The following is a 20,316-nucleotide window of genomic DNA, read 5'->3' as shown; positions in this document are numbered from 1 at the left end:
CCCTCTAGCTCCGGTCGGAAATCAGTTTGCCGACCAGTTGCGCCGTATAATCCACGATCGGCACGATCCGTCCATAATTTAGTCGCGTGGGTCCGATGACCCCAACCGCACCGATTATCTTTCGATCAGCGTTCATATATGGAGACACCACCAAAGAGGAACCCGAAAGTGAGAAAAGTTTGTTCTCAGACCCGATAAAAATGCGCACACCCTCGCCTTCCTCGGTCAATTCGAGGAATTCGGCGATGTCTTGCTTGCGTTCGAGGTCATCGAACAACGTCCGGATACGGTCCAACTCTTCAGCTTCGCCGGGTTCCCCCAGCAGATTCGCCCGCCCACGCACGATCAAACGGGCCGAGTCGGTCCCATCCCCATCCCAGGCGGCCATGCCACTCTCGACCATCTCACGCGCCAGCACATCGATTTCCTGCCGGCGCGCGGTGATTTGAGTCTGCATCTGACGACGCACGTCACTCAGCGTACGTCCTTCGATCAGCGAATTCAGGAAGTTCGCCGCCTCGCGCATCGAACTGGGCGTCTGCCCCGGAGGCGGTGTGAACAGGCGGTTTTCTACGTGCCCGTCCGCAAAAACCAAAACCACCAAAGCGCGGTCATGGGCCAGCGACACGAACTCGATATGCTTGATCTCGGACTCATGTTTGGGAGTCAGTACCAGAGATGCACCATGTGTCACGTGTGACAAAGCCGAGCCGACGCGGTCCAGCATTCCGCCCACATCACCAGCATTAGAGCCTAAAGTCTCATCCAGCTTCTGCCGATCGTCCGCCCCCAGATCACCAACTTCCAATAGCCCATCGACAAACATCCGCAGACCCATTTGCGTGGGAACCCTTCCAGCACTGACATGCGGGCTATCGAGCAGACCGAGAAACTCCAGATCCTGCATGACGTTGCGCACGGTCGCGGCGCTGACCTTTTCCGACAAGGTACGGGTCAGCGTGCGGCTTCCGACCGGCTCCCCACTATCCAGATAGCTCTCAACGATCAGCCGGAACACCTCGCGTGACCGGTCATTCATTTCGTCCAGAACTCTTGTTGCTTTGCTCATCGGCAATCCCCTGCTGGATTGGCATTAAATCGCAGGCATATGAAAGGTCAATCGGGGTTGCATCCTAAGGCACCGTGACGTTATCCCCAAGCCAGCAAACAAAGGATTTTCCATGCGACCCTCAGGACGTGATCTAAACGAAATGCGCGCCGTTTCAATCGAGACGGGCTTTACCAAACATGCCGAAGGTTCCTGCCTGATCAAAATGGGCGACACCCATGTGCTGTGCACCGCCACGATCGAGGATCGCGTGCCACCGTTCATCAAGGGCTCGGGTCTTGGTTGGGTGACTGCCGAATACGGTATGCTGCCCCGCGCGACCAACACCCGGATGCGGCGTGAGGCGGCCTCGGGCAAGCAAGGGGGTCGGACCGTCGAAATCCAGCGCCTGATCGGACGCGCCTTGCGCGCGGGCGTTGATCGCGTTGCCCTGGGTGAGCGTCAGATCACCGTAGACTGTGATGTGATCCAGGCAGACGGCGGGACGCGCTGTGCCTCGATCACGGGTGGCTGGGTTGCGCTGCGTCTGGCGGTGAACAAGCTGATGAAGACAGGTGACGTGATTACTGATCCGCTGGTCGACCCTGTGGCCGCGGTGTCTTGCGGTATCTACGCCGGTCAGCCGGTACTGGATCTGGACTATCCGGAAGACAGCGAAGCCGGTGTCGACGGCAACTTCATCATGACCGGTTCGGGCAAGCTGATCGAAGTTCAGATGAGCGCCGAAGGCTCGGTCTTTAGCCGCGCCCAAATGGATCAGTTGATGGACCTTGCCGAAAAAGGCGTCGGTGAACTGGCCGCCGCACAAAAGGCCGCCACTGCATGACCCGCAAGTTCGACAGCGACAGGCTGCTGGTGGCCACCCACAACAAGGGCAAGCTCGAGGAGATGGCGCATCTCCTCGAACCCTTTGGTGTAACGGTCGTTGGCGCGGCCGAGATGGACCTGCCCGAACCCGAGGAAACCGAAGATACATTCGTCGGCAATGCACGGATCAAGGCTCATGCCGCTGCCAAGGCCACTGGCCTGCCTGCCCTGTCGGACGATTCCGGGATTACCATCGACGCGCTGGACGGCGCGCCGGGCGTTTACACTGCCGATTGGGCAGAAACCGGAAATGGCCGCGATTTCCTGATGGCCATGACCCGCGCCCACAATGAGCTGGAGGCGAAGAACGCACAGCATCCGCGTCTGGCTCAGTTTCGCAGCACGCTGGTTCTGGCCTGGCCGGATGGCCATGACGAAGTGTTCGAGGGTGTGGCCCCAGGCCATCTGGTGTGGCCCATCCGTGGCGAGGGTGGTTTCGGCTATGACCCGATGTTTGTTCCCGAGGGATACGACATTACCTTTGCCGAGATGGATCGCTGGGAAAAGAACAAGATCAGCCATCGCGGCCGCGCGGTTGAGATGTTCGTGAAAGGCTGCTTTGGCGGATGATTGGCGCAACGGGGGCTTTGGCCTGTATGTGCATTGGCCTTTTTGCGAGGCCAAATGCCCTTATTGCGATTTCAACAGCCATGTTTCCAAAAATATCAATCAAAAACAATGGCTTAAATCGTATCTAAGCGAACTGCAGCGATCCGCAGCCGAAACACCAGACCGCGTTCTGAATACGATCTTCTTTGGTGGCGGCACGCCGTCTCTGATGGCGCCTGAAACGGTCGCTGCGATCATCGAAGAATCCCGCTCACTCTGGCACCCTGCCAACGACATGGAAATCACGCTCGAAGCGAACCCTGGATCAGTCGAGGCAGGACGGTTCACCGCCTATCGCGACGCGGGCGTCAACAGAATCTCGATGGGTGTTCAGGCGCTGAACGACGAGGATTTGCGCCGTCTGGGCCGCATCCACACTGTGGTCGAGGCCCGCGCGGCCTTTGACATCGCGCGCAACTGCTTTGACCGCGTCAGTTTCGATTTAATCTATGCCCGCCAGCATCAAACACTGGACGCGTGGCGGGCCGAATTGACCGAAGCGCTGTCGATGGCCGTCGATCACCTGTCGCTGTACCAGCTGACAATTGAGGAAGGCACAGCCTTCGGTGACCGTTATGCCGTTGGCAAGCTGCGCGGCCTGCCCGAGGATGACAGCGCTGCGGATATGTATCTTGCCACGCAAGAGATTTGCGAGGCCCATGGATTGCCCGCCTACGAAGTCTCGAACCATGCCCGTCCGGGTGCGGAGTCGCTGCACAACCAGATCTACTGGCGCTATGGCGACTATGTCGGCATCGGACCAGGCGCACATGGACGCGTGACGCTGGACGGGCAGAAACTGGCGACCGAAACCTATCTGTCCCCAGCTGCGTGGCTGGAAGCAGTGTCAAAAGGGACCGGCGAGAAGGAAAGAACGCCCCTTCCAACCCAAGATCAGGCAAATGAATACCTTATGATGGGCCTAAGAATCACTGAAGGACTAGATATTGATAGATTCAACACTCTTTCTTCAGAACCCCTATCAGAGAGTAAGCTGACCGACCTGCAAGAGATTGGCATGGTAGACCGGTTAAACGGTCGTTTGATTGCCACCAAAGACGGGCGCGCCGTTCTGAACGCGGTTATTCGCGAGTTGTTGGGATAAAAGATGCAGTATCTCTGGGCCGCGTTGGGATTGCTTTGCATCGGACTAGCCGTCATCGGGGTCGTTCTACCTTTGCTTCCGACCGTTCCATTCCTGCTTTTGGCGGCGTTCTTCTTTGCCCGGTCATCCTCGCGCCTGCACACATGGCTGATCACGCACAAGACCTTTGGTCCGATGATCCTAGACTGGCAGAGATCAGGGGCCATTCGTCCGAATGCAAAAAAGGCGGCCACGTTATCCGTCGCCGCCGTCTTCGGTTTGTCTGTTCTATTGGCGCTGCCGTCCCACGTTCTGATCATCCAGGCTGTCGTTCTCAGCGCCGTGATGATCTTTATCTGGACCCGCCCTAGCGGCTGAGCTTGGCGCAAAGATCGTCGAGCTGGTCCAGGTTTTCGTAGGTCAGAACCACCTGCCCGGTTTCCGATCCGGCCTTGTGATTGATTACCACTTTCATCGCCAGGATCGCCGAAAGATCCTTTTCCAGCGCGCGCGTATCCGCGTCCTTGCCCGCATTCAGGTTTCTGGACCGCGGCGCCGCTTGCGGTGCATCCCCCTGCTGCTGTTTCTTAACCAGCGCTTCGGTCGCGCGTACCGACAGGCCGTCTTTCACTACGATTTTCGCCAATTCGGACGGGTTTTCTGCAGTGATCAATGCCCGGGCATGCCCGGCGGACAGTTTGCCTTCGATCACCAGTGTTTGAACGTCTATCGGCAGCGACAGCAGGCGTAATAGGTTAGCAATATGGCTGCGGCTTTTTCCCAACGCCTCGGCTAGTTTTTCCTGCGTATGGCCAAAGCGATCCATCAACTGCTTATAGCCCGCGGCCTCCTCCACCGCGTTCAAATCCGCGCGCTGGATATTTTCGATGATGGCGACTTCCAGAACTTCTGTGTCGTCAAACTCGCGCACGATGACAGGAATGTCGTGCAACTGCGCCATCTGAGCGGCGCGCCACCGACGTTCACCCGCGACGATCTCGTATTCGCCACCGCTGATTTCCCGAACGATCAGAGGCTGAATGATGCCTTTTTCTTTGACCGAAGCTGCAAGCTCGTCCAATTGGTCGGGCGAAAACGTCCTGCGAGGCTGATTTGGGTTCGCACGCAGCTTTTCGATTGGGACTTTCATATCCGGGCGACGCGGTTCTGTCGGCATCAAACCTTCTGAATCCTGCGTCACATCCGCCATCAACGCCGACAATCCCCGGCCCAAACCTCTGGGTTTTGTTTTTTTAGCGGCCATGGCGCCCTCCTCAATGCCGCTTAAGCGGCTTTTTTGTTCTTGTGCATGACTTCGCGGGCCAAATGCCGATAGGCCATCGCACCCAAAGACCCCGAGTCATACTGGAGCACGGGCAAAGCATAAGACGGAGCCTCACTGACCCGCACATTTCTGGGTATCTTGGTTTTAAATACCATCTCACCCAGATTGTCACGCGCGTCTTTTTCAACCTGACGGGACAAGTTGTTGCGGTTGTCATACATGGTCAACACAACACCTTCGATTCTGAGGTCCGGATTCGCGGTCTGCCGGACCTCGCGAATGGTCAGCATAAGTTGCGATAAGCCCTCTAGGGCGAAGAACTCACTTTGGAGCGGAACCAGAACGGAATGCGCCGCGACCATCGCGTTGACCGTGAGTAGATTAAGCGAAGGCGGGCAGTCGATCAGAACAAAATCTAAATCAAACTTGTCGATTGCTGTCTGGCGTAAAGCGTCATGCAGAAGGTAACTACGCTTTTCATTCGAAATGAGTTCGATATCGGCCGAGCTCAGATCGACCGTAGCCGGAACCACAAATAAGCCTTCGATCTCAGTTTCCTGAACAACGGCCTCTAGCGGTGCGTCGTCCAAAATCAGGTCATAGGTCGTCCAGTCCCGATCTTCGACACCCAAACCGGTTGAGGCATTCCCCTGAGGATCCAGATCTACGACCAGTACTCTACAACCAGCTTCGGCCAGTCCAGCCGCAAGGTTGATCGCCGTTGTGGTCTTTCCGACCCCGCCCTTCTGATTGGCTACCGCTATGATCCGGGGCCCTGAGGGACGAGATAAATCAACCACGTGTGACTCCTTTGATCTTAAGGATAACGGCCTGAGGCTCAGTTAAACTTGTAATCGGGTCAACGTCGAAATTCCATTCCCTCTGCGCGTCTTCCAGCTCTTTTTTCCACCTTTCGCCTTTTGGCAGCAACGCAAGACCTGAACTGCTTAGATGTCTGTCGCAAAATGACAAAAGCTTGGAAAGATCTGCCAAGGCCCGAGCAGAAAGTACATCGGCGTTTAAGGGTTCAACTGCTTCGATTCTCTTGGAAATAACACGGCATTTCGCCCCACATTCCCGGGCAACGTTACGCAGAAACGCAGATTTGCGTTGATCACTCTCGACAAATGTAAACTGGGCATCCGGCGCATCTTCGATCGCCATGATGGCGCAGACCATTCCAGGAAAGCCCCCTCCGCTGCCAAGATCCACCCAGGATGCGTAGGGCTGCGCACATCGATAAACCTGAACCGAATCCTTGATATGACGGACCCAGATGTCATCCAGACTTTTGCGGGAAACCAAATTTATCTTTGGATTCCACTGTTTCACAAGTTTCACATAGGTGGTCAGGCGCTCGAATGTTTCACGTGAAACATCCAGATCGCCAAAAACAGCTTCACTCATGCCCTCCGCACCTTTTGGTCGCGGCGAAGTTTGGCCAGCACCAGCGTCAAAGCGGCCGGTGTAACACCCTCTACCCGACCAGCTTGCGCTATATTCTCTGGCTTTGCGTTGGAGAGTTTTTGCTTCATCTCTGACGACAACCCTTCCAGCGCGAAATAGTCGAAGTTTCGGGGAATCTCATACGATTCATCGCGTTTCATCGCCTCAACGTCTTTTTGCTGTCGGGCAATGTAGTTCGCGTACAGAGCATCACGTTCAACCTGCTTACGTATTTCTTGGTCAACGCTTGTGATTTCAGGTACCAGCGGGATCAGATCGTCGAATTGGACATCCGGAAATGCCAGGATCGCCATCCCATCTCTTCGATTTCCGTCCTGATTGACATTGATTCCAGCGGCTCGGGCTTCCTTTGGCGTGTATGTTTGCTCTGTCAGTATTGATTTTGCAGCTGTTAGCTTTTCCATCTTTTCTGTGAACTTAGCCTGCCGCTCTTCTCCAACGCAGCCAATATCCACCCCAATCGGGGTCAGGCGCTGATCGGCATTGTCCGCACGCAATGAAAGTCGAAATTCCGCACGAGACGTGAACATACGGTAGGGTTCTGCAACTCCGCGCGTTGTAAGATCGTCGATCATCACGCCGATGTAACTGTCTGCCCGCGTGAAATGAACAGGGTCCTGCCCCTTTGCTTTCAGGGCTGCATTCAAACCAGCGACGAGACCCTGAGCTGCAGCCTCTTCATATCCTGTGGTTCCATTGATCTGTCCCGCTAGATATAGCCCCTCAACATCCGGCAACGCGAGGGACGACGTCAAAACGCGTGGGTCGACATAGTCATATTCAATCGCATAACCGGGCTGCAGGATTTCTGCCGCTTCCAAACCTTTTATTGATCGCACATAATCTACCTGCACGTCCTGAGGCAGAGACGTTGAAATCCCGTTTGGGTAGATCGTGTGGTCGTTCACACCTTCGGGTTCCAGAAAGATTTGGTGAGAGTCCTTATCCGCGAAGCGAACGATCTTATCCTCGATCGAAGGGCAGTAACGCGGCCCCACCCCATCAATATGCCCACCATACATTGCCGAACGGGACAGGTTCTTTTCGATAATGTCGTGCGTCCGCGCGTTCGTATGCGTGATTCCGCAGGAAATCTGTGGCGCTACAACCTTAGTCGAAAGGAACGAGAACAGTGTCGGCTCGTCGTCTCCGTCCTGACGTCCAAGCTCACTCCAATCAATGGTGCGTCCATCCAAACGCGGTGGAGTTCCAGTCTTTAGTCGTCCCAAAGGCAACTCAAAACTGTCCAACCGTTCAGCCAGTTTCACTGACGGACGATCTCCCATGCGGCCACCCGGGCGCGAGATGTCACCAATATGGATGACACCTCGCAAGAATGTCCCCGACGTCAGAATGACCGTTTTTGCCTTGATTTCAGCGTCATCCGAGAGTCTGACACCGGAAACGCGATTTCCCACCATCAGGAAATCCGTCACCTCACCGGTCACAACAGTCAAATTGGGTTGGTTGTCTGTCTCTTTTTGCATTGCCGCCCGGTACAAGGCTCGGTCAGCTTGCGTTCTAGGGCCCTGAACGGCTGGGCCTTTGCGACGATTGAGCAGTCGAAACTGGATGCCGGCCTGGTCAGCGACCCGGCCCATCACACCATCCATTGCATCAATTTCCCGGACCAGATGGCCTTTGCCCAAACCACCGATTGCGGGGTTGCAGGACATCACACCAATGTCTGACGCCGACAAAGTGACCAACGCTGTCGCCACTCCCATTCGGGCCGCTGCATGAGCCGCTTCGGTTCCCGCATGGCCAGCGCCAATAACGACTACATCAAAATCTGAATGTTTCACGTGAAACACTCCTTACTTACCCAGGCAGAAGCTCGAGAAGATCTCGTCCAAAAGATCCTCTACCCCTATTCTGCCAACCAAGGTTTCAAGGGCACGGATAGCCGTGCGCATTTCTTCTGCTGCGATATCATACAAATCCGGGCCTGATTCCAGAACCGTTGTCGCGGACTGCAAAGCGTCTATCGCTTTGAGCAATGCTACCCGATGCCGTTCCCGTGTCGCGATACCACTGCTTGTAGTTCTATTGCTAAGAACACCCGATATCTGGGATATCAATCGATCTATGCCTTGCCCGGTTTTACCAGATACCCCGTTTTCGGAAGCATCTCGAAGGTCGGATTTGGGCAAGACCTGAATATCACCTTCCAGAATTCCTACGCCCAACTCTTCCGGATCATCGGACAAGAATACACGCAGATCGGCCGCCTCGGCGCGTTTTTTGGCCAGCTCGATCCCCAGATTCTCAACATGATCTTTGGTCTCGCGCAATCCTGCGGTGTCCAGCAAGGTGACGGGCAGTCCAGCTAAATCCATCCGAACTTCGATCACATCGCGCGTTGTTCCGGCGTATTCCGAGATGATCGCCGCCTCTCGGCCCGCCAATGCGTTCAGCAGGGTGGATTTCCCAGCATTCGGCAGCCCGACAATCGCAACCTCGAATCCGGTTCGAATGCGTTCTGCGATTTTTACACCATCCGCCTCGCGCTGCAGATCGGCCATCACACCGGACACAAGCGTATTCACTTCCGGTGTTACGTTAGTCGGAACTTCCTCATCGGCGAAATCTATAACTGCTTCCAACAAAGACGCCGCGCGGATCAGATCGCGGCGCCAGCGTTCAGCTAGTGTTCCCAAACCTCCGGCCAGAATGGTCTGGGCTTGTTTTCGCTGCGCTTCGGTTTCTGCATCGATCAGGTCGGCAAGCCCTTCGACCTGGGTCAGGTCCATCTTGCCGTTTTCCAGCGCGCGCCGAGTGAACTCGCCAGGCTCAGCCAGCCGCAGTCCTGACATATCCGACAGGCACCGCATTACTGCATTCACAGAGGCCGTGCTGCCGTGGATCTGCAATTCAGCCACATCTTCGCCGGTAAAGCTGGCCGGAGCCTGGAAGGTCAGAACCAACCCATTGTCCAACCGTGACCCGTCACCGGCTTGCAATGACCGAACCCGCATGCCTCTGGATGGCAGCGGGCTTCCAGTCAAATCAGCCGCAGCGGAGTGCGCCAAAGGTCCAGAGAGGCGGATGACCGCCACCCCGGCTTTGCCTTGCGCGCTGGCCAAGGCGAATATCGTGTCCATTCGAAGGCCTCGCGTGGGTTAAGACCTGTGTCAGGTGTTCATCGAATCGAAGAACTCACCGTTCGTCTTGGTCTGCTTCAACTTGGACAGCAGGAACTCGATCGCGTCAGTGGTTCCCATCGGGTTGAGGATGCGGCGCAGAACGAAGGTCTTGGCCAGGTCACCCTTGTCGACCAGCAGGTCCTCTTTCCGGGTACCGGACTTGAGGATGTCGATCGCCGGGAACACGCGTTTATCTGCGATCTTACGATCCAGAACGATTTCCGAGTTACCAGTGCCTTTGAATTCTTCAAAGATGACTTCGTCCATCCGGCTGCCGGTATCGATAAGCGCGGTGGCGATAATTGTCAGCGAACCGCCCTCCTCGATGTTCCGCGCAGCACCAAAGAACCGCTTGGGTCGTTGCAGCGCATTCGCGTCCACACCACCGGTCAGAACTTTACCCGAGGATGGCACCACAGTGTTAAACGCCCTACCAAGTCTTGTGATTGAGTCGAGAAGAATAACAACATCTCGTTTATGCTCGACCAAACGCTTGGCTTTTTCGATGACCATCTCGGACACAGCCACGTGGCGTGTTGCTGGCTCGTCGAAGGTCGAGGACACAACCTCACCCTTCACCGAGCGCTGCATGTCGGTCACCTCTTCCGGGCGTTCATCGATCAGCAGGACGATCAGATAGCACTCAGGGTGGTTCTGTTCGATCGAGTGCGCGATGTTCTGCAGGATCACCGTTTTACCGGTCCGCGGCGGCGCCACGATCAGCGACCGCTGACCTTTACCGATGGGGGCCACCAGGTCGATCACACGGGCCGACTTGTCCTTGATGGTGGGATCTTCGATTTCCATCTTCAGACGCTCATCCGGATACAGAGGCGTCAGGTTGTCGAACAGGATCTTGTGCTTGGCCTTCTCAGGATCTTCAAAGTTGATCTTGGTGACCTTGGTCAGCGCAAAGTAGCGCTCGTTATCATCAGGGGCTTTGATTTCACCTTCCACCGTGTCCCCGGTACGCAGAGAATGCTGACGGATCATTTCAGGTGATACGTAGATGTCGTCCGGACCCGGCAGATAGTTCGCCTCAGGCGAGCGCAGAAAGCCGAAGCCGTCCTGCAGGACTTCCAGCACACCGTCACCGCCAACGGTCCAGCCCTCATCCGCGCGTTCGCGCAGGATCTGGAACATCATTTCGCCTTTTCGCATGGTAGAGGCGTTTTCGATCTCCAGCTCTTCGGCCATCGCCAGAAGGTCTTTGGGGCTTTTGGCTTTCAGGTCGGCCAGATTCAGGGCTTCAGTTGTCATGATATATACCTTCACCGCAATCAGCGCGGCACGAAGTGGAATTTCAGTACGGAAGATACGCCGCCCGGACGGGCGTGTTGATCCCTACATAAGCGCGACAGCGGCCCGAGTCAAACAGGCCCTCAGAACTTCAGAACGACCGCCAGAACGATGATAACCATCAAAACGGTCGGGACTTCGTTCATCATACGGAACTGCCGCCCAGTGAGCTTATTTCGCCCTTCTAAGAAATCCTTGCGCCTTACCATCAGCCAGTGATGGAACCAGGTCATCGCGATAACGGCTGCACCTTTAATCCAGGGCCAGGACCAATCCCATCCGACAATACCCGGCGTGAACACCATCATAAGGCCACAGACCCATGCCACGATCATCGCTGGTCGCATGATGACGCGCAAAAGCTTCTCTTCCATTTCAAAGAAGATTTCCTGCGCTCCGTCGACGCCTTGCGCCTTTTCGACGTGATAGACGTAAAGTCGGGGCAAATAGAACAACCCTGCCATCCACGAGATCACGGCCATGATATGGAGTGACTTCACCCACGGGTAAATCGTGAAAAGAAGATCAGTCATTCTGGCTCCGGACGTTGCTCGGAACTCTCCCTAATAAAAAAATAAGAAAAGAAAAAGGAAGATGGTTTTGTAGGGTGAGTAATTTCCGTGGATTACTTTTTTACTCAAGCTTTTTCCCCAGGTGGACAGAATTTCTTCGCGAACAGGTGATTCTGTTGATTTTGAAATTAATGTATAAATATCAAATACTTGAACAATATCTTGGAAAAGGAAACTGGGGATAACTCATTGGGTAAGATGGGACATTCCGGTTTTCCCGTGCGACAAAGTTATCCTTGTCCCGAAAGGATGGGTTTCGGGCGACTCGGGTAAGATTTGCGCGAAAATCCCGGGGTTGCGTGTCAACCGGAAAACCATACAAACCATCCCAGAACGCTCAACGATTTGCTCAGGGGGTTTTCCACATGTCTGTCCCCATCATCCTTGCCTCGGGGTCATCCATTCGTGCACAGCTGCTTCGCAATGCAGCTGTGCCGTTTACGGTGCAGACTGCGCGGGTGGACGAAGACACCGCCAAGCGCGCCTTGATGGCCGAAGGCGCGCCGCCGCGCGATATCGCGGATACCCTGGCCGAGATGAAAGCCCGCAAGGTCAGCGATAAAAACCCCGGAGCGATGGTTCTGGGCTGTGACCAAGTGCTGGATTTTGACGGTCAGCTTCTGTCGAAACCAGAAACGCCCGAGGATGCGCTGGCGCAATTGAAGGTGATGCGTGGCAAGCGGCACATGCTGTTGTCGGCAGCAGTGATCTATCAGAATGGCGAACCGATTTGGCGGCACGTGGGGCAAGTTCGTTTGCGGATGCGGATGAGCTCGGACGCTTATCTGCGCGATTATGTCGATCGCAACTGGGACAGCATTCGTCACGCGGTTGGTGCTTACAAGTTAGAGGAAGAAGGCGTGCGTCTGTTCGCCAGCATTGACGGGGACTATTTTAACGTCTTGGGTATGCCCCTGTTGGAGTTGCTGAATTATCTGGCCGTCAAAGGGGTGATTGATCAATGAGTGAAACCCGAATTCCACTGGCCGGAGTGATTGGGCACCCGGTTGCGCATTCGAAGTCCCCCAAGCTGCACGGGCATTGGCTCAAAACCTATGACCTCGCTGGACACTATGTCCCGATGGATGTTGCGCCTGAGGATTTGGAATCAGCCCTACGGACCCTGCCCAAGGCCGGGTTCGTTGGAGCTAATGTCACCGTCCCGCATAAAGAGGCTGCCTTGCGTCTGGCTGATCACGTCTCGGACAGGGCCAAAAAGATCGGCGCGGCGAATACGCTTTCTTTTCAAAGTGACGGGTCGATTCATGCCGATAACACAGATGGCTATGGGTTCATGGAGAACCTGCGCGCCGGTGCGCCGGACTGGAACCCGCAGGATGGACCCGCAGTTGTATTTGGCGCAGGAGGAGCGGCGCGCGCGGTTCTGCAGGCCCTTATCGACGAGGGTGTGCCCGAGATTTTGTTGACCAATCGCACGCCTGCGCGGGCTGATCAGTTGAAGGAAGAGTTCGGGCCGCAGATCACCGTGGTTGATTGGCTGCAAGCCGGCAATGTCATCGAAAATGCTGAACTGGTTGTGAACACAACGTCGCTTGGGATGCAGGGCCAACCCGAGTTGAGGGTACCCTTGGACGGGTTGCAGCCAGGTGCCGTTGTCACTGACCTGGTTTATGCGCCGCTTAAAACTCGGCTGCTGCAAACCGCCGAAGACGCTGGGTGCACAACGGTAGATGGTCTTGGCATGTTGCTGCACCAAGCGGTGCCGGGGTTTGAGCGCTGGTTCGGTCAGCGCCCCGAAGTAACGGATGAACTGCGCGCCACGGTGTTGGGATGAGCTTTGCGCTTGGCCTGACGGGCTCGATCGGTATGGGAAAAAGCACGACGGCGCAGATGTTCGTGGATGAAGGTTGTGCACTTTGGGATGCGGATGCGGCAGTGCACAGGCTGTATTCGGTCGGAGGGGCCGCGGTCGAACCGATGCGTGCCGCATTTCCAGATGCGGTGGTCGATGGCACGGTCAGCCGGGATGCATTGAAGCAGGCCATCTCAGCCGATGCAGCGGCTTTGAAAGTGATCGAAGGTATCGTGCACCCGCTGGTGGCTGCGGACCGGGCCGCGTTTAGGGAAAACGCTACGGCGGACATTCTGGTGTTTGATATACCGCTGCTGTTTGAAACCGGTGGCGATGCAGCGATGGATGCCGTTGCTTGTGTATCGATCTCAGCCGAAGAGCAAAAACGCCGCGTGATGGAACGCGGAACGATGACTGAGGCGCAATTCGAACAGATCCGCGCCAAGCAGCTGCCAAATGACGAAAAATGCGCCCGGGCGGATTTCGTGATCGTGACGGATACGCTGGACCATGCCCGCGCACAGGTGCAGGATGTGGTAAGGCAGATACGGGCGGGGATGGCTGATGCGTGAGATTGTACTCGATACCGAAACCACGGGGTTTGATCCCGAAAGCGGCGACCGGATCGTTGAGATTGGCGCGGTTGAGCTGTGGAATCACGTGGCCACCGGCGAGACCTATCACGTCTATATCAACCCCGAACGGTCGATGCCGGATGAAGCGTTTGGCGTGCACGGTATTGGCCCCGACCTGCTGGAAAATCCGCGGCCGCCAGAAAAGGGTGAGGTTACGCTGAAGGACAAGCCGGTCTTTGCCAAGGTAGGTCAGGGGTTTTTGGACTTCGTCCGGGATTCCAAGCTGGTCATCCACAACGCGTCGTTCGACATGAAATTCCTGAATGCCGAGCTAAGATGGATGGGTTTGCCAACCCTTCCGATGGATCAGGCACTGGATACGCTGGCGATTGCGCGCAAACGGTTCCCGGGCTCGCCTGCCTCGCTGGACGCTTTGTGTCGCCGGTTCAACATCGACAACACCAACCGTGTGCTGCACGGGGCGTTGCTGGACTCGGAAATTCTGGCAGAGGTCTATCTTGAGCTGATCGGTGGACGACAGCCGGATTTTGGCCTGTCCACAAGTGCAGCGTCTGCTGCCGGTGGGGGCGATGATTGGCGTCCGACAGCGCGTCCGACCGCTTTGTCATCGAAGATCACCGCAGAAGAACGCGCGGCGCATGATGCTTTTGTCGAGAAGCTGGGCGAAAACGCCCTGTGGACCCGCGCCTAGGCCCTTGCCCGGCGCGGGTGTAACCGATCAGGCTTCGGTTTTCTGAGCTTCGGCCTGACGGCGCATCAGCTCATTGCGGTACAGCGCAACAAAGTCGATATTGTCCAGGTTAACCGGCGGGAAGCCACCGTCGCGGGTGATGTCGCTGACAATACGGCGCAGGAACGGGAACAGCATACGCGGGCACTCGATCATCAGGAACGGGTGCAGCTGGTCTTCGGCCACGCCTTCAATGTGGAACAGACCGCAGTAATCCAGCTCGCACAAGAACAGGACGTCTTCCATGCCTTTGGCTTTGGAGGTCAGGTTCAGCTTGACCGCAACTTCGTACTGATGCTCGGTCGGGCGCTTTTTGGCGTCCAGGTTCACCTGCACGGCGATCTCGGGCTGAACGTCGCCGGACACGCCTTTTTGTGCCATCACGTTTTCAAAAGACATATCCCGAATGAATTGTCCCAGAACGCGCATCTGAATTTGCGGGGCGGCCTGCGCCGCGGTGTTTTCTGCAGGGCTTTCGTCAGCCATGGATCTACTCCGAAAATGAAATTCGCCACTGCTTAGCAAGTTGGGCGCAACACCTCAATGCTGAGGCGGCCCTTCAACCCATTTGGAAGGTTTTGACGGGTTCTGACGCGGGCGAACCTCGGTGAATTCGCCGTCGATCACGTCTTCCTGATCAAACGGAGCTGGTCCTGTGTGGAACTGCGCCCCGGTGCCCATCTGGAACTGAGTGATGGTGACCTTTGATTTCAGATAGCGGAACACGGCCACCCGAACGCCTGGGATGAGCAGCGCAAAACCAATGGCATCGGTGAAGAACCCAGGCGTCAGCAGCAATACGCCGGACAAAAGGATCATCGCGCCATGGGCCAGCGGCTCGGTCGGGTCATCTAGTTCGGCAAAGGAACGCTGCAAATTAGCCAAAGCCATGCGACCTTGTGTCCTGACCAAAGCGGTGCCCAACACGGCCGTCAAAACAACGATGGCAAGCGTCGGCCACAGGCCAATCAGGCCGCCAACCTGTATGAACAGCGCGATCTCGATGATGGGCACCAATAAAAATGCCAAGAACAGGTACATTTGCGTTATCCTTTCCCATAGGCCGGGCTGTGGACTTGCCACCAACTGTCACCTACATAGTGGCATGAGGCTGCGTATACAAAGTCGCGGTCTGAAAAGAGGATGAAATGAACGAACCGATGATCCAGTTGCTGGTCCTGGCCGGAATTGCCGTTTTCCTGATCCTGCGCCTCAAAAGCGTGCTGGGCACTCGTGAGGGTTTTGAAAAGCCCCCTGTCCAGCAACAGCCCGATACAAACGCGTCGCGTCGCGGGTTCGAGGTGATCGAAGGCGGTCCGGATCATGACATCACCGACCATGTTGCCGAAGACAGCGAGCAAGCCCAAACGCTGGCTGCGATGAAGCGGGTTGAGCCCAGCTTCTCTGTCAGTGAGTTCGTGCAGGGCGCGCGCGGTGCCTATGAGATGATCGTCATGGGGTTCGAAAAGGGCAATCTGGACGAAATCCAGCCGTTCCTGTCCGAAGAAGTGTTCGATACTTTCGTCTCGGTCGTGGCGTCCCGTGAAGATCAGGGGCTGACCATCGAGGCCGAATTCATTGGCGTCCGCGAAACCACGCTGGCCGATGTGAGCTTTGACAAAGACACAAACCATGCAGAAATCACCATGCGGTTTGTGGGTGAGCTGACCTCGGTCGTGCGTGATCGCGGCGGCGACATCATCGAAGGCAACCCGAACACAGTTAAACGCCAAAAGGACAGCTGGACCTTTGCCCGTGTCATGGGCTCGGACGATCCGAACTGGCTGCTTGTTGCCACGGACGCATGATTGGCGCGCTCCGGTCGCTTATACTGGCGGCGGCGATGACCACTGCCGCCAGCGCTGAACCTACGCGATCCATCCTGTCGTTTGACGACCTTGATGGCTGGGCTGCCGATGATCATGGGGCGGCCCTTTCGGTTTTTCTGAACACTTGCGGCGATCTGGATGACCTGGACTGGCAAGCGCTATGTGGCGTGGCCCAAACCTATAAGGCGGATGCTGCGCGGTCGTTCTTTGAGTTGTTTTTCCGGCCGGTTCTGGTTGAAGACGGGGAAGACGCGCTGTTCACGGGCTATTTTGAACCTGAATTGGACGGCTCAAAAACGCGGACGGATCGCTTCAAATATCCGATCTACAAAATGCCACCCGAGGCACGCGCCGCTGACAAATGGCTCAGCCGTCGTGAAATCCTGACCGGGGACGCGATGCAGGGACGCGGGCTTGAGATTGCCTGGGTGGATGATCCAGTCGAGTTGTTCTTTCTGCAAATCCAGGGCTCGGGCCGGGTCCGTTTGCCCGATGGTGGTGCCCTGCGCGTGGGTTACGGCGGGGCGAATGGGCATCCCTATCGTTCCATCGGTGCAGAGCTGATCCGACAGGGTGCCTTGGGTGCACATGAGGTCAGTGCCCAGATGATCCGCGCTTGGGTGCGCAAGAACCCCGAGGCCGGTGCTGAGTTGCTGTTTCACAATCCCTCATACGTCTTCTTCCGTGAAGTTTCGCGTGTGGCACCTGAACTTGGGCCGTTGGGCGCAATGAATCGATCCGTCACGACCATGCGCAGCATCGCGGCCGATCCGACCTATACGCCGCTGGGCGCGCCGGTTTGGGTTGAGAAAGATGGTAAGTCTCCTCTACGCCGTTTGATGATTGCGCAAGACACCGGGGCTGCCATCAAAGGTGCACAACGCGCGGACATCTTCTTTGGCACAGGTGATGAGGCCGGAAAGGCCGCAGGGCGTCTCAAGGATCCGGGGCGTATGGTCCTGTTGCTGCCGATCCAGCGGGCCTATGCCCTGTTACCGGATGAGTTCTGATGTCCCGGCGCAAACTGACGGCAGAAGAGGTCGAGCTTTGGCGCAAGGTCACCAAACAGGCGGAGCGTTTGCACCCCGAACTGCCGCAATCGGTTCATCCGGTTACCTTGCCCAAACCGAAACCGACCAAAACACCAAAGCCCCGGTTTGAAGCCTTCGAGGTCGGGCAAAATGCGACCGGCAAACCAGCGCGTAACGCGTTGAAGCCTTCTATCGGCGAAAGCCTGAGGGCGAGGCCGGTGCAAATGGATACCAAGGCGTTTGGCCGCATGAAGCGCGGCAAAATCAAGCCCGAAGGTAAGCTGGATCTTCACGGGATGCGTGTGGACACGGCTCATCCGGCGTTGATCCGGTTCGTACTGACGGCACAGGCGTCAGGCAAACGGCTTGTTCTTGTTGTCACCGGCAAAGGCAAGGATCGGGATGAACCCGGCCCCATCCCCACACCGCGCGGTGTTCTGCGCAATCAGGTGCCACAATGGCTGGCCTTACCGCCTTTGGCTCAGGCCGTGCTGCAGGTCGCCCCTGCACATATCAGCCACGGCGGCGATGGGGCTTATTATGTCTATCTGCGCCGCACGCGTTAGAACGTCCGCACAGCGCGTGAAATCCCAATCCTGACTGACAGGCATACGAGGATAAAGAACCCTCCGATCCACAGGAATTGATCGTCCAGTGAGATTCCTCTGTCCAAAAGAACGCCGGTCAGGCCGGGGCCGATGGCAGACCCAAGCACCATCACCGCGGTCGCCATTGCCTTGATCGCGCCGATGTGCCGTGTGCCATAGAACTCGGCCCAGAACGCGCTGGGCAGGGTGTTATTGGCGCCGACGGTGAGGCCCAGAAACCCCATCGCGATCATGGCCCCGAAAATTGAGCTTGTCGTGCCCGCGACCACGAAGCCAATCGCGATGGGGATTTGGTAAAACGGCATCAGCCGGGCGGTGCCCCATTTGTCCAGCGCCCATCCGGCCGCGAACATTGAGATCAAAGAAACACCCGTAAAAACCGGAAACAGAGCGACCAGATCGATATGCTGCCAACCCTTCACCTCGGCCAGATGAACCTGATGAAAGAAAAACGCGGTGATAAAGGCGGACGGGCCCAACACCGCCGGTGCCATGAACCAGAAAAGCGGGTGAAACAGCGTCTCTTTCCGCGTCCAGTGCCGCCCCATCATCCCGGTTGCCGCGTATTCTGCGGCCAGGCTTTGTGGGGTTCTTTCTTGCCGCAAGAGACGCGTAAGAACCGGGATACCCATTAGGACGATCGCCGCAGAGATCACCCACAGCCAGCGCCAATCTAGAACCGTCATGGCGGCGACAAAAGCCAGCGGCAACAGCGCTTCACCGATTGCATAGCCGACCGAAGCGATCGACAAGGCCTTGCCGCGTGAAACAGTGAACCAGCGCGCCATCGCGACCTGTGCCAAATGGGTGCTCATTCCCTGCCCGAACAAGCGCAGCAGAAACACCACCAGAGGCAACAGGATCAGCCAGCTGTTTACCGCCATTGCCAGCGCTGCCACGGCCAGACCGGCCAGAACCGCTGGACCCAGAACGCGGACACGAAAGATATCCGTCAATCCTCCGGCCCAGATCATTACCACTGCGGACACAGTCGTGCCCAGCGAATACAGTCCTCCCCACGCTCCGTGGCTTAGGCAAAAATCTGCCCGGATGTTTCCGGCAAAGACCGAGATAAAGAAGGTCTGCCCAAAGCTGGACAAAAAGGTCAAAAGAACGCCCGCGCCCAGCCAGGTCGCATTGTCCCGCAGGTATTGCCGCAGTCTGAACTGCGTCACGGGGTGGTGACCTGCGCCTGTCCTGTTTCAGTCAGAACAATTTCCGTGGCACCATCCGCATTCCGCTCGCTGGGTGGGACTAGAATATCAATAACAGGTCGATCTTCACGCCCAAACGTGTTGTTGACAAGGCGCAACGAGCTGATGATCGACAACAGTGCCGGAGAGGTTGCAGCGACGAAATGCGAGGATTGGGCATCGCGGTTGAACGCAGTTGTATCGACGATACTGATCGGGAATTCTTCGAGCGACGCAACTGAGCTGATGTTTCCCAATCTCTGACCCTCATCCGTGCCGCGCAGGCGGCCCGAGATGTTCAGGATTTTGTCCTTTTGCGAGACCATTACGATGAATGGATCGGGCGGGTTGTCGATACGTTTCATCTGAGATCGAAACAGATCAAGATCCAGATCAGGTGAAATCAATACGACGCCTTCGATGTTTCGATTTGCCCAACCGGGCTCCTGCAATTCAGCTTGCCGCATCATTTCCATCGACAAAGCGCCACCCATGGAATGCGCGACGAGTGTAACGCGTTTGACACCCAAGGACTTCAATTCGCGAATGGTTTGTTCGAGGCCATCACGGGCGAACAACATGCTGTCCAGATCGTAGGCGTATCCGTAACCCGTCGCGCGACTGGGCCAGGAATAGACCAGCGTCGATCCCGGCAAACCAATGTCATGGGTCAATTGGGCCGCGCGAAAGATCGTTTCGGTTTGGGTCGAGTTGTAGCCATGTACAAAGATCGTAACGTCGTCCTCGCCGCGCAGATGCTCGCGCAGTCCGCTTGGCCCACTCAGCTCGGTGACGTTTGCCAGAACGAATTCTTTTTGCGGATTTGGGTTTGCGTAGGAAAATTTGAGCGTTCCGGGCGTATGGTTGGGTGGGATCGAGACTGTGGTGTCCAGAAACTTGATCGTCTCGCCCCGTCGAAAACCATAATATCCGTTCGCCTCGCGCGCCCGGCTGGTGCTGACAAAGATGGTCTCAGGCGTACCAATCGTCGCGGCCGATGGCACGACCTCGGACACAGTCCGGTCGACGCAGGCGTTCAGCGAAATGGATACGAAAAGAATTATGAAATAGCGCAGCACGGGTCAGCCCTTGGGGGTGAGTCGTGCATACGCTATCGC

At 56.4% G+C, this 20,316-nt stretch carries 23 protein-coding genes; 11 read left to right on the top strand and 12 right to left on the bottom strand.

Annotation, left to right across the window (positions count from 1 at the left end; genetic code table 11):
- Positions 1 to 4: 4 nt before the first annotated feature.
- Positions 5 to 1,069, bottom strand: a complete 1,065-nt coding sequence (gene hrcA / locus GOV53_RS15975) for a heat-inducible transcriptional repressor HrcA (RefSeq protein WP_170468239.1) — start codon at positions 1,067 to 1,069, stop codon at positions 5 to 7.
- Between the two features lie 112 nt (positions 1,070 to 1,181).
- On the opposite strand from hrcA, the gene rph reads away from it, so the two are divergent.
- From rph to GOV53_RS15955, 4 genes are read left to right on the top strand one after another with little or no spacing between them, the layout of a single operon-like run.
- A complete protein-coding gene (gene rph / locus GOV53_RS15970) occupies positions 1,182 to 1,895 on the top strand; it encodes a ribonuclease PH (protein ID WP_170468237.1) in 714 nt (237 codons plus the stop codon).
- Positions 1,892 to 2,506, top strand: a complete 615-nt coding sequence (gene rdgB / locus GOV53_RS15965; protein ID WP_170468235.1) for an RdgB/HAM1 family non-canonical purine NTP pyrophosphatase — start codon at positions 1,892 to 1,894, stop codon at positions 2,504 to 2,506. Before rph ends, rdgB begins: the two co-directional genes overlap by 4 nt.
- Entirely contained in the window at positions 2,496 to 3,650 is a 1,155-nt protein-coding gene (gene hemW / locus GOV53_RS15960) for a radical SAM family heme chaperone HemW (RefSeq protein ID WP_170468233.1), read from the top strand. The genes rdgB and hemW overlap by 11 nt, the downstream gene beginning before the upstream one ends.
- A gap of 3 nt (positions 3,651 to 3,653) precedes the next feature.
- Positions 3,654 to 4,007, top strand: a complete 354-nt coding sequence (locus GOV53_RS15955; RefSeq protein WP_170468231.1) for a YbaN family protein — start codon at positions 3,654 to 3,656, stop codon at positions 4,005 to 4,007.
- Here GOV53_RS15955 and GOV53_RS15950 read toward each other — a convergent pair.
- The 7 genes from GOV53_RS15950 to GOV53_RS15920 all read right to left on the bottom strand — a co-directional run bounded on the left by GOV53_RS15950 (position 3,997) and on the right by GOV53_RS15920 (position 11,359).
- Positions 3,997 to 4,893, bottom strand: a complete 897-nt coding sequence (locus tag GOV53_RS15950) for a ParB/RepB/Spo0J family partition protein (RefSeq protein ID WP_170468229.1) — start codon at positions 4,891 to 4,893, stop codon at positions 3,997 to 3,999. The genes GOV53_RS15955 and GOV53_RS15950 overlap by 11 nt on opposite strands.
- Before the next feature lie 20 nt (positions 4,894 to 4,913).
- Positions 4,914 to 5,714 (bottom strand): ParA family protein, encoded by an 801-nt coding sequence (locus GOV53_RS15945; protein ID WP_170426306.1) that lies wholly within the window; start codon positions 5,712 to 5,714, stop codon positions 4,914 to 4,916.
- On the bottom strand, positions 5,707 to 6,321 hold the full coding sequence (gene rsmG, locus GOV53_RS15940; protein ID WP_170468227.1) for a 16S rRNA (guanine(527)-N(7))-methyltransferase RsmG: 615 nt from the start codon (positions 6,319 to 6,321) through the stop codon (positions 5,707 to 5,709). The genes GOV53_RS15945 and rsmG overlap by 8 nt, the downstream gene beginning before the upstream one ends.
- Entirely contained in the window at positions 6,318 to 8,186 is a 1,869-nt protein-coding gene (gene mnmG, locus GOV53_RS15935; RefSeq protein WP_170468225.1) for a tRNA uridine-5-carboxymethylaminomethyl(34) synthesis enzyme MnmG, read from the bottom strand. The genes rsmG and mnmG overlap by 4 nt, the downstream gene beginning before the upstream one ends.
- A gap of 12 nt (positions 8,187 to 8,198) precedes the next feature.
- Positions 8,199 to 9,485, bottom strand: coding sequence for a tRNA uridine-5-carboxymethylaminomethyl(34) synthesis GTPase MnmE (mnmE, locus tag GOV53_RS15930; protein ID WP_170468223.1), 1,287 nt, complete (start codon positions 9,483 to 9,485; stop codon positions 8,199 to 8,201).
- Between the two features lie 30 nt (positions 9,486 to 9,515).
- Entirely contained in the window at positions 9,516 to 10,787 is a 1,272-nt protein-coding gene (gene rho / locus GOV53_RS15925) for a transcription termination factor Rho (protein WP_170468221.1), read from the bottom strand.
- A 122-nt stretch (positions 10,788 to 10,909) separates the two neighbouring features.
- Positions 10,910 to 11,359 carry a CopD family protein gene (locus tag GOV53_RS15920; protein ID WP_170468219.1) on the bottom strand — a complete coding sequence of 150 codons (450 nt, stop codon included), beginning with the start codon at positions 11,357 to 11,359 and terminating at the stop codon, positions 10,910 to 10,912.
- Positions 11,360 to 11,763: 404 nt separating this feature from the next.
- Here GOV53_RS15920 and GOV53_RS15915 point away from each other — a divergent pair, with 404 nt between their 5' ends.
- Genes GOV53_RS15915 through dnaQ form a run of 4 tightly spaced genes read left to right on the top strand, consistent with a single transcriptional unit; the run spans position 11,764 to position 14,498 of the window.
- On the top strand, positions 11,764 to 12,363 hold the full coding sequence (locus GOV53_RS15915; protein ID WP_170468218.1) for a Maf family protein: 600 nt from the start codon (positions 11,764 to 11,766) through the stop codon (positions 12,361 to 12,363).
- Entirely contained in the window at positions 12,360 to 13,193 is an 834-nt protein-coding gene (locus GOV53_RS15910) for a shikimate dehydrogenase (RefSeq protein WP_170468216.1), read from the top strand. The genes GOV53_RS15915 and GOV53_RS15910 overlap by 4 nt, the downstream gene beginning before the upstream one ends.
- Positions 13,190 to 13,783, top strand: a complete 594-nt coding sequence (gene coaE, locus GOV53_RS15905) for a dephospho-CoA kinase (protein ID WP_170468214.1) — start codon at positions 13,190 to 13,192, stop codon at positions 13,781 to 13,783. Before GOV53_RS15910 ends, coaE begins: the two co-directional genes overlap by 4 nt.
- The gene (gene dnaQ / locus GOV53_RS15900) at positions 13,776 to 14,498 is read left to right on the top strand and encodes a DNA polymerase III subunit epsilon (protein WP_170468212.1); all 723 of its coding nucleotides are present in this window, start codon (positions 13,776 to 13,778) and stop codon (positions 14,496 to 14,498) included. The genes coaE and dnaQ overlap by 8 nt, the downstream gene beginning before the upstream one ends.
- A gap of 27 nt (positions 14,499 to 14,525) precedes the next feature.
- On the opposite strand, the gene secB is transcribed toward dnaQ, so the two are convergent.
- Together secB and GOV53_RS15890 are read right to left on the bottom strand one after the other, a co-directional pair.
- Positions 14,526 to 15,023 (bottom strand): protein-export chaperone SecB, encoded by a 498-nt coding sequence (gene secB / locus GOV53_RS15895; RefSeq protein WP_170426326.1) that lies wholly within the window; start codon positions 15,021 to 15,023, stop codon positions 14,526 to 14,528.
- A gap of 54 nt (positions 15,024 to 15,077) precedes the next feature.
- Positions 15,078 to 15,578 carry an FxsA family protein gene (locus GOV53_RS15890; RefSeq protein ID WP_170468210.1) on the bottom strand — a complete coding sequence of 167 codons (501 nt, stop codon included), beginning with the start codon at positions 15,576 to 15,578 and terminating at the stop codon, positions 15,078 to 15,080.
- 107 nt (positions 15,579 to 15,685) lie between these two features.
- Between GOV53_RS15890 and GOV53_RS15885 the strand changes: the two genes are divergently transcribed.
- From GOV53_RS15885 to GOV53_RS15875, 3 genes are read left to right on the top strand one after another with little or no spacing between them, the layout of a single operon-like run.
- Positions 15,686 to 16,345 (top strand): Tim44/TimA family putative adaptor protein, encoded by a 660-nt coding sequence (locus GOV53_RS15885; protein ID WP_170426330.1) that lies wholly within the window; start codon positions 15,686 to 15,688, stop codon positions 16,343 to 16,345.
- Positions 16,342 to 17,376 carry a murein transglycosylase A gene (gene mltA, locus GOV53_RS15880; RefSeq protein WP_170468208.1) on the top strand — a complete coding sequence of 345 codons (1,035 nt, stop codon included), beginning with the start codon at positions 16,342 to 16,344 and terminating at the stop codon, positions 17,374 to 17,376. Before GOV53_RS15885 ends, mltA begins: the two co-directional genes overlap by 4 nt.
- Positions 17,376 to 17,963, top strand: a complete 588-nt coding sequence (locus tag GOV53_RS15875; RefSeq protein ID WP_170468206.1) for a Smr/MutS family protein — start codon at positions 17,376 to 17,378, stop codon at positions 17,961 to 17,963. Before mltA ends, GOV53_RS15875 begins: the two co-directional genes overlap by 1 nt.
- On the opposite strand, the gene GOV53_RS15870 is transcribed toward GOV53_RS15875, so the two are convergent.
- Complete coding sequence (locus tag GOV53_RS15870; protein WP_170468204.1) at positions 17,960 to 19,180, bottom strand: MFS transporter; 1,221 nt, start codon at positions 19,178 to 19,180, stop codon at positions 17,960 to 17,962. The genes GOV53_RS15875 and GOV53_RS15870 overlap by 4 nt on opposite strands.
- Positions 19,177 to 20,277: an alpha/beta hydrolase gene (locus tag GOV53_RS15865; protein WP_170468202.1), complete on the bottom strand. Its 1,101-nt coding sequence runs from the start codon at positions 20,275 to 20,277 to the stop codon at positions 19,177 to 19,179. The genes GOV53_RS15870 and GOV53_RS15865 overlap by 4 nt, the downstream gene beginning before the upstream one ends.
- Positions 20,278 to 20,316 lie beyond the last annotated feature (39 nt).

This window comes from Ruegeria arenilitoris, from assembly GCF_013035315.1.
Classification (GTDB): domain Bacteria; phylum Pseudomonadota; class Alphaproteobacteria; order Rhodobacterales; family Rhodobacteraceae; genus Ruegeria; species Ruegeria arenilitoris_D.
Note: the sequence above shows the minus strand (reverse complement) of the source record. Positions and strands in the feature narration are given on the sequence as shown.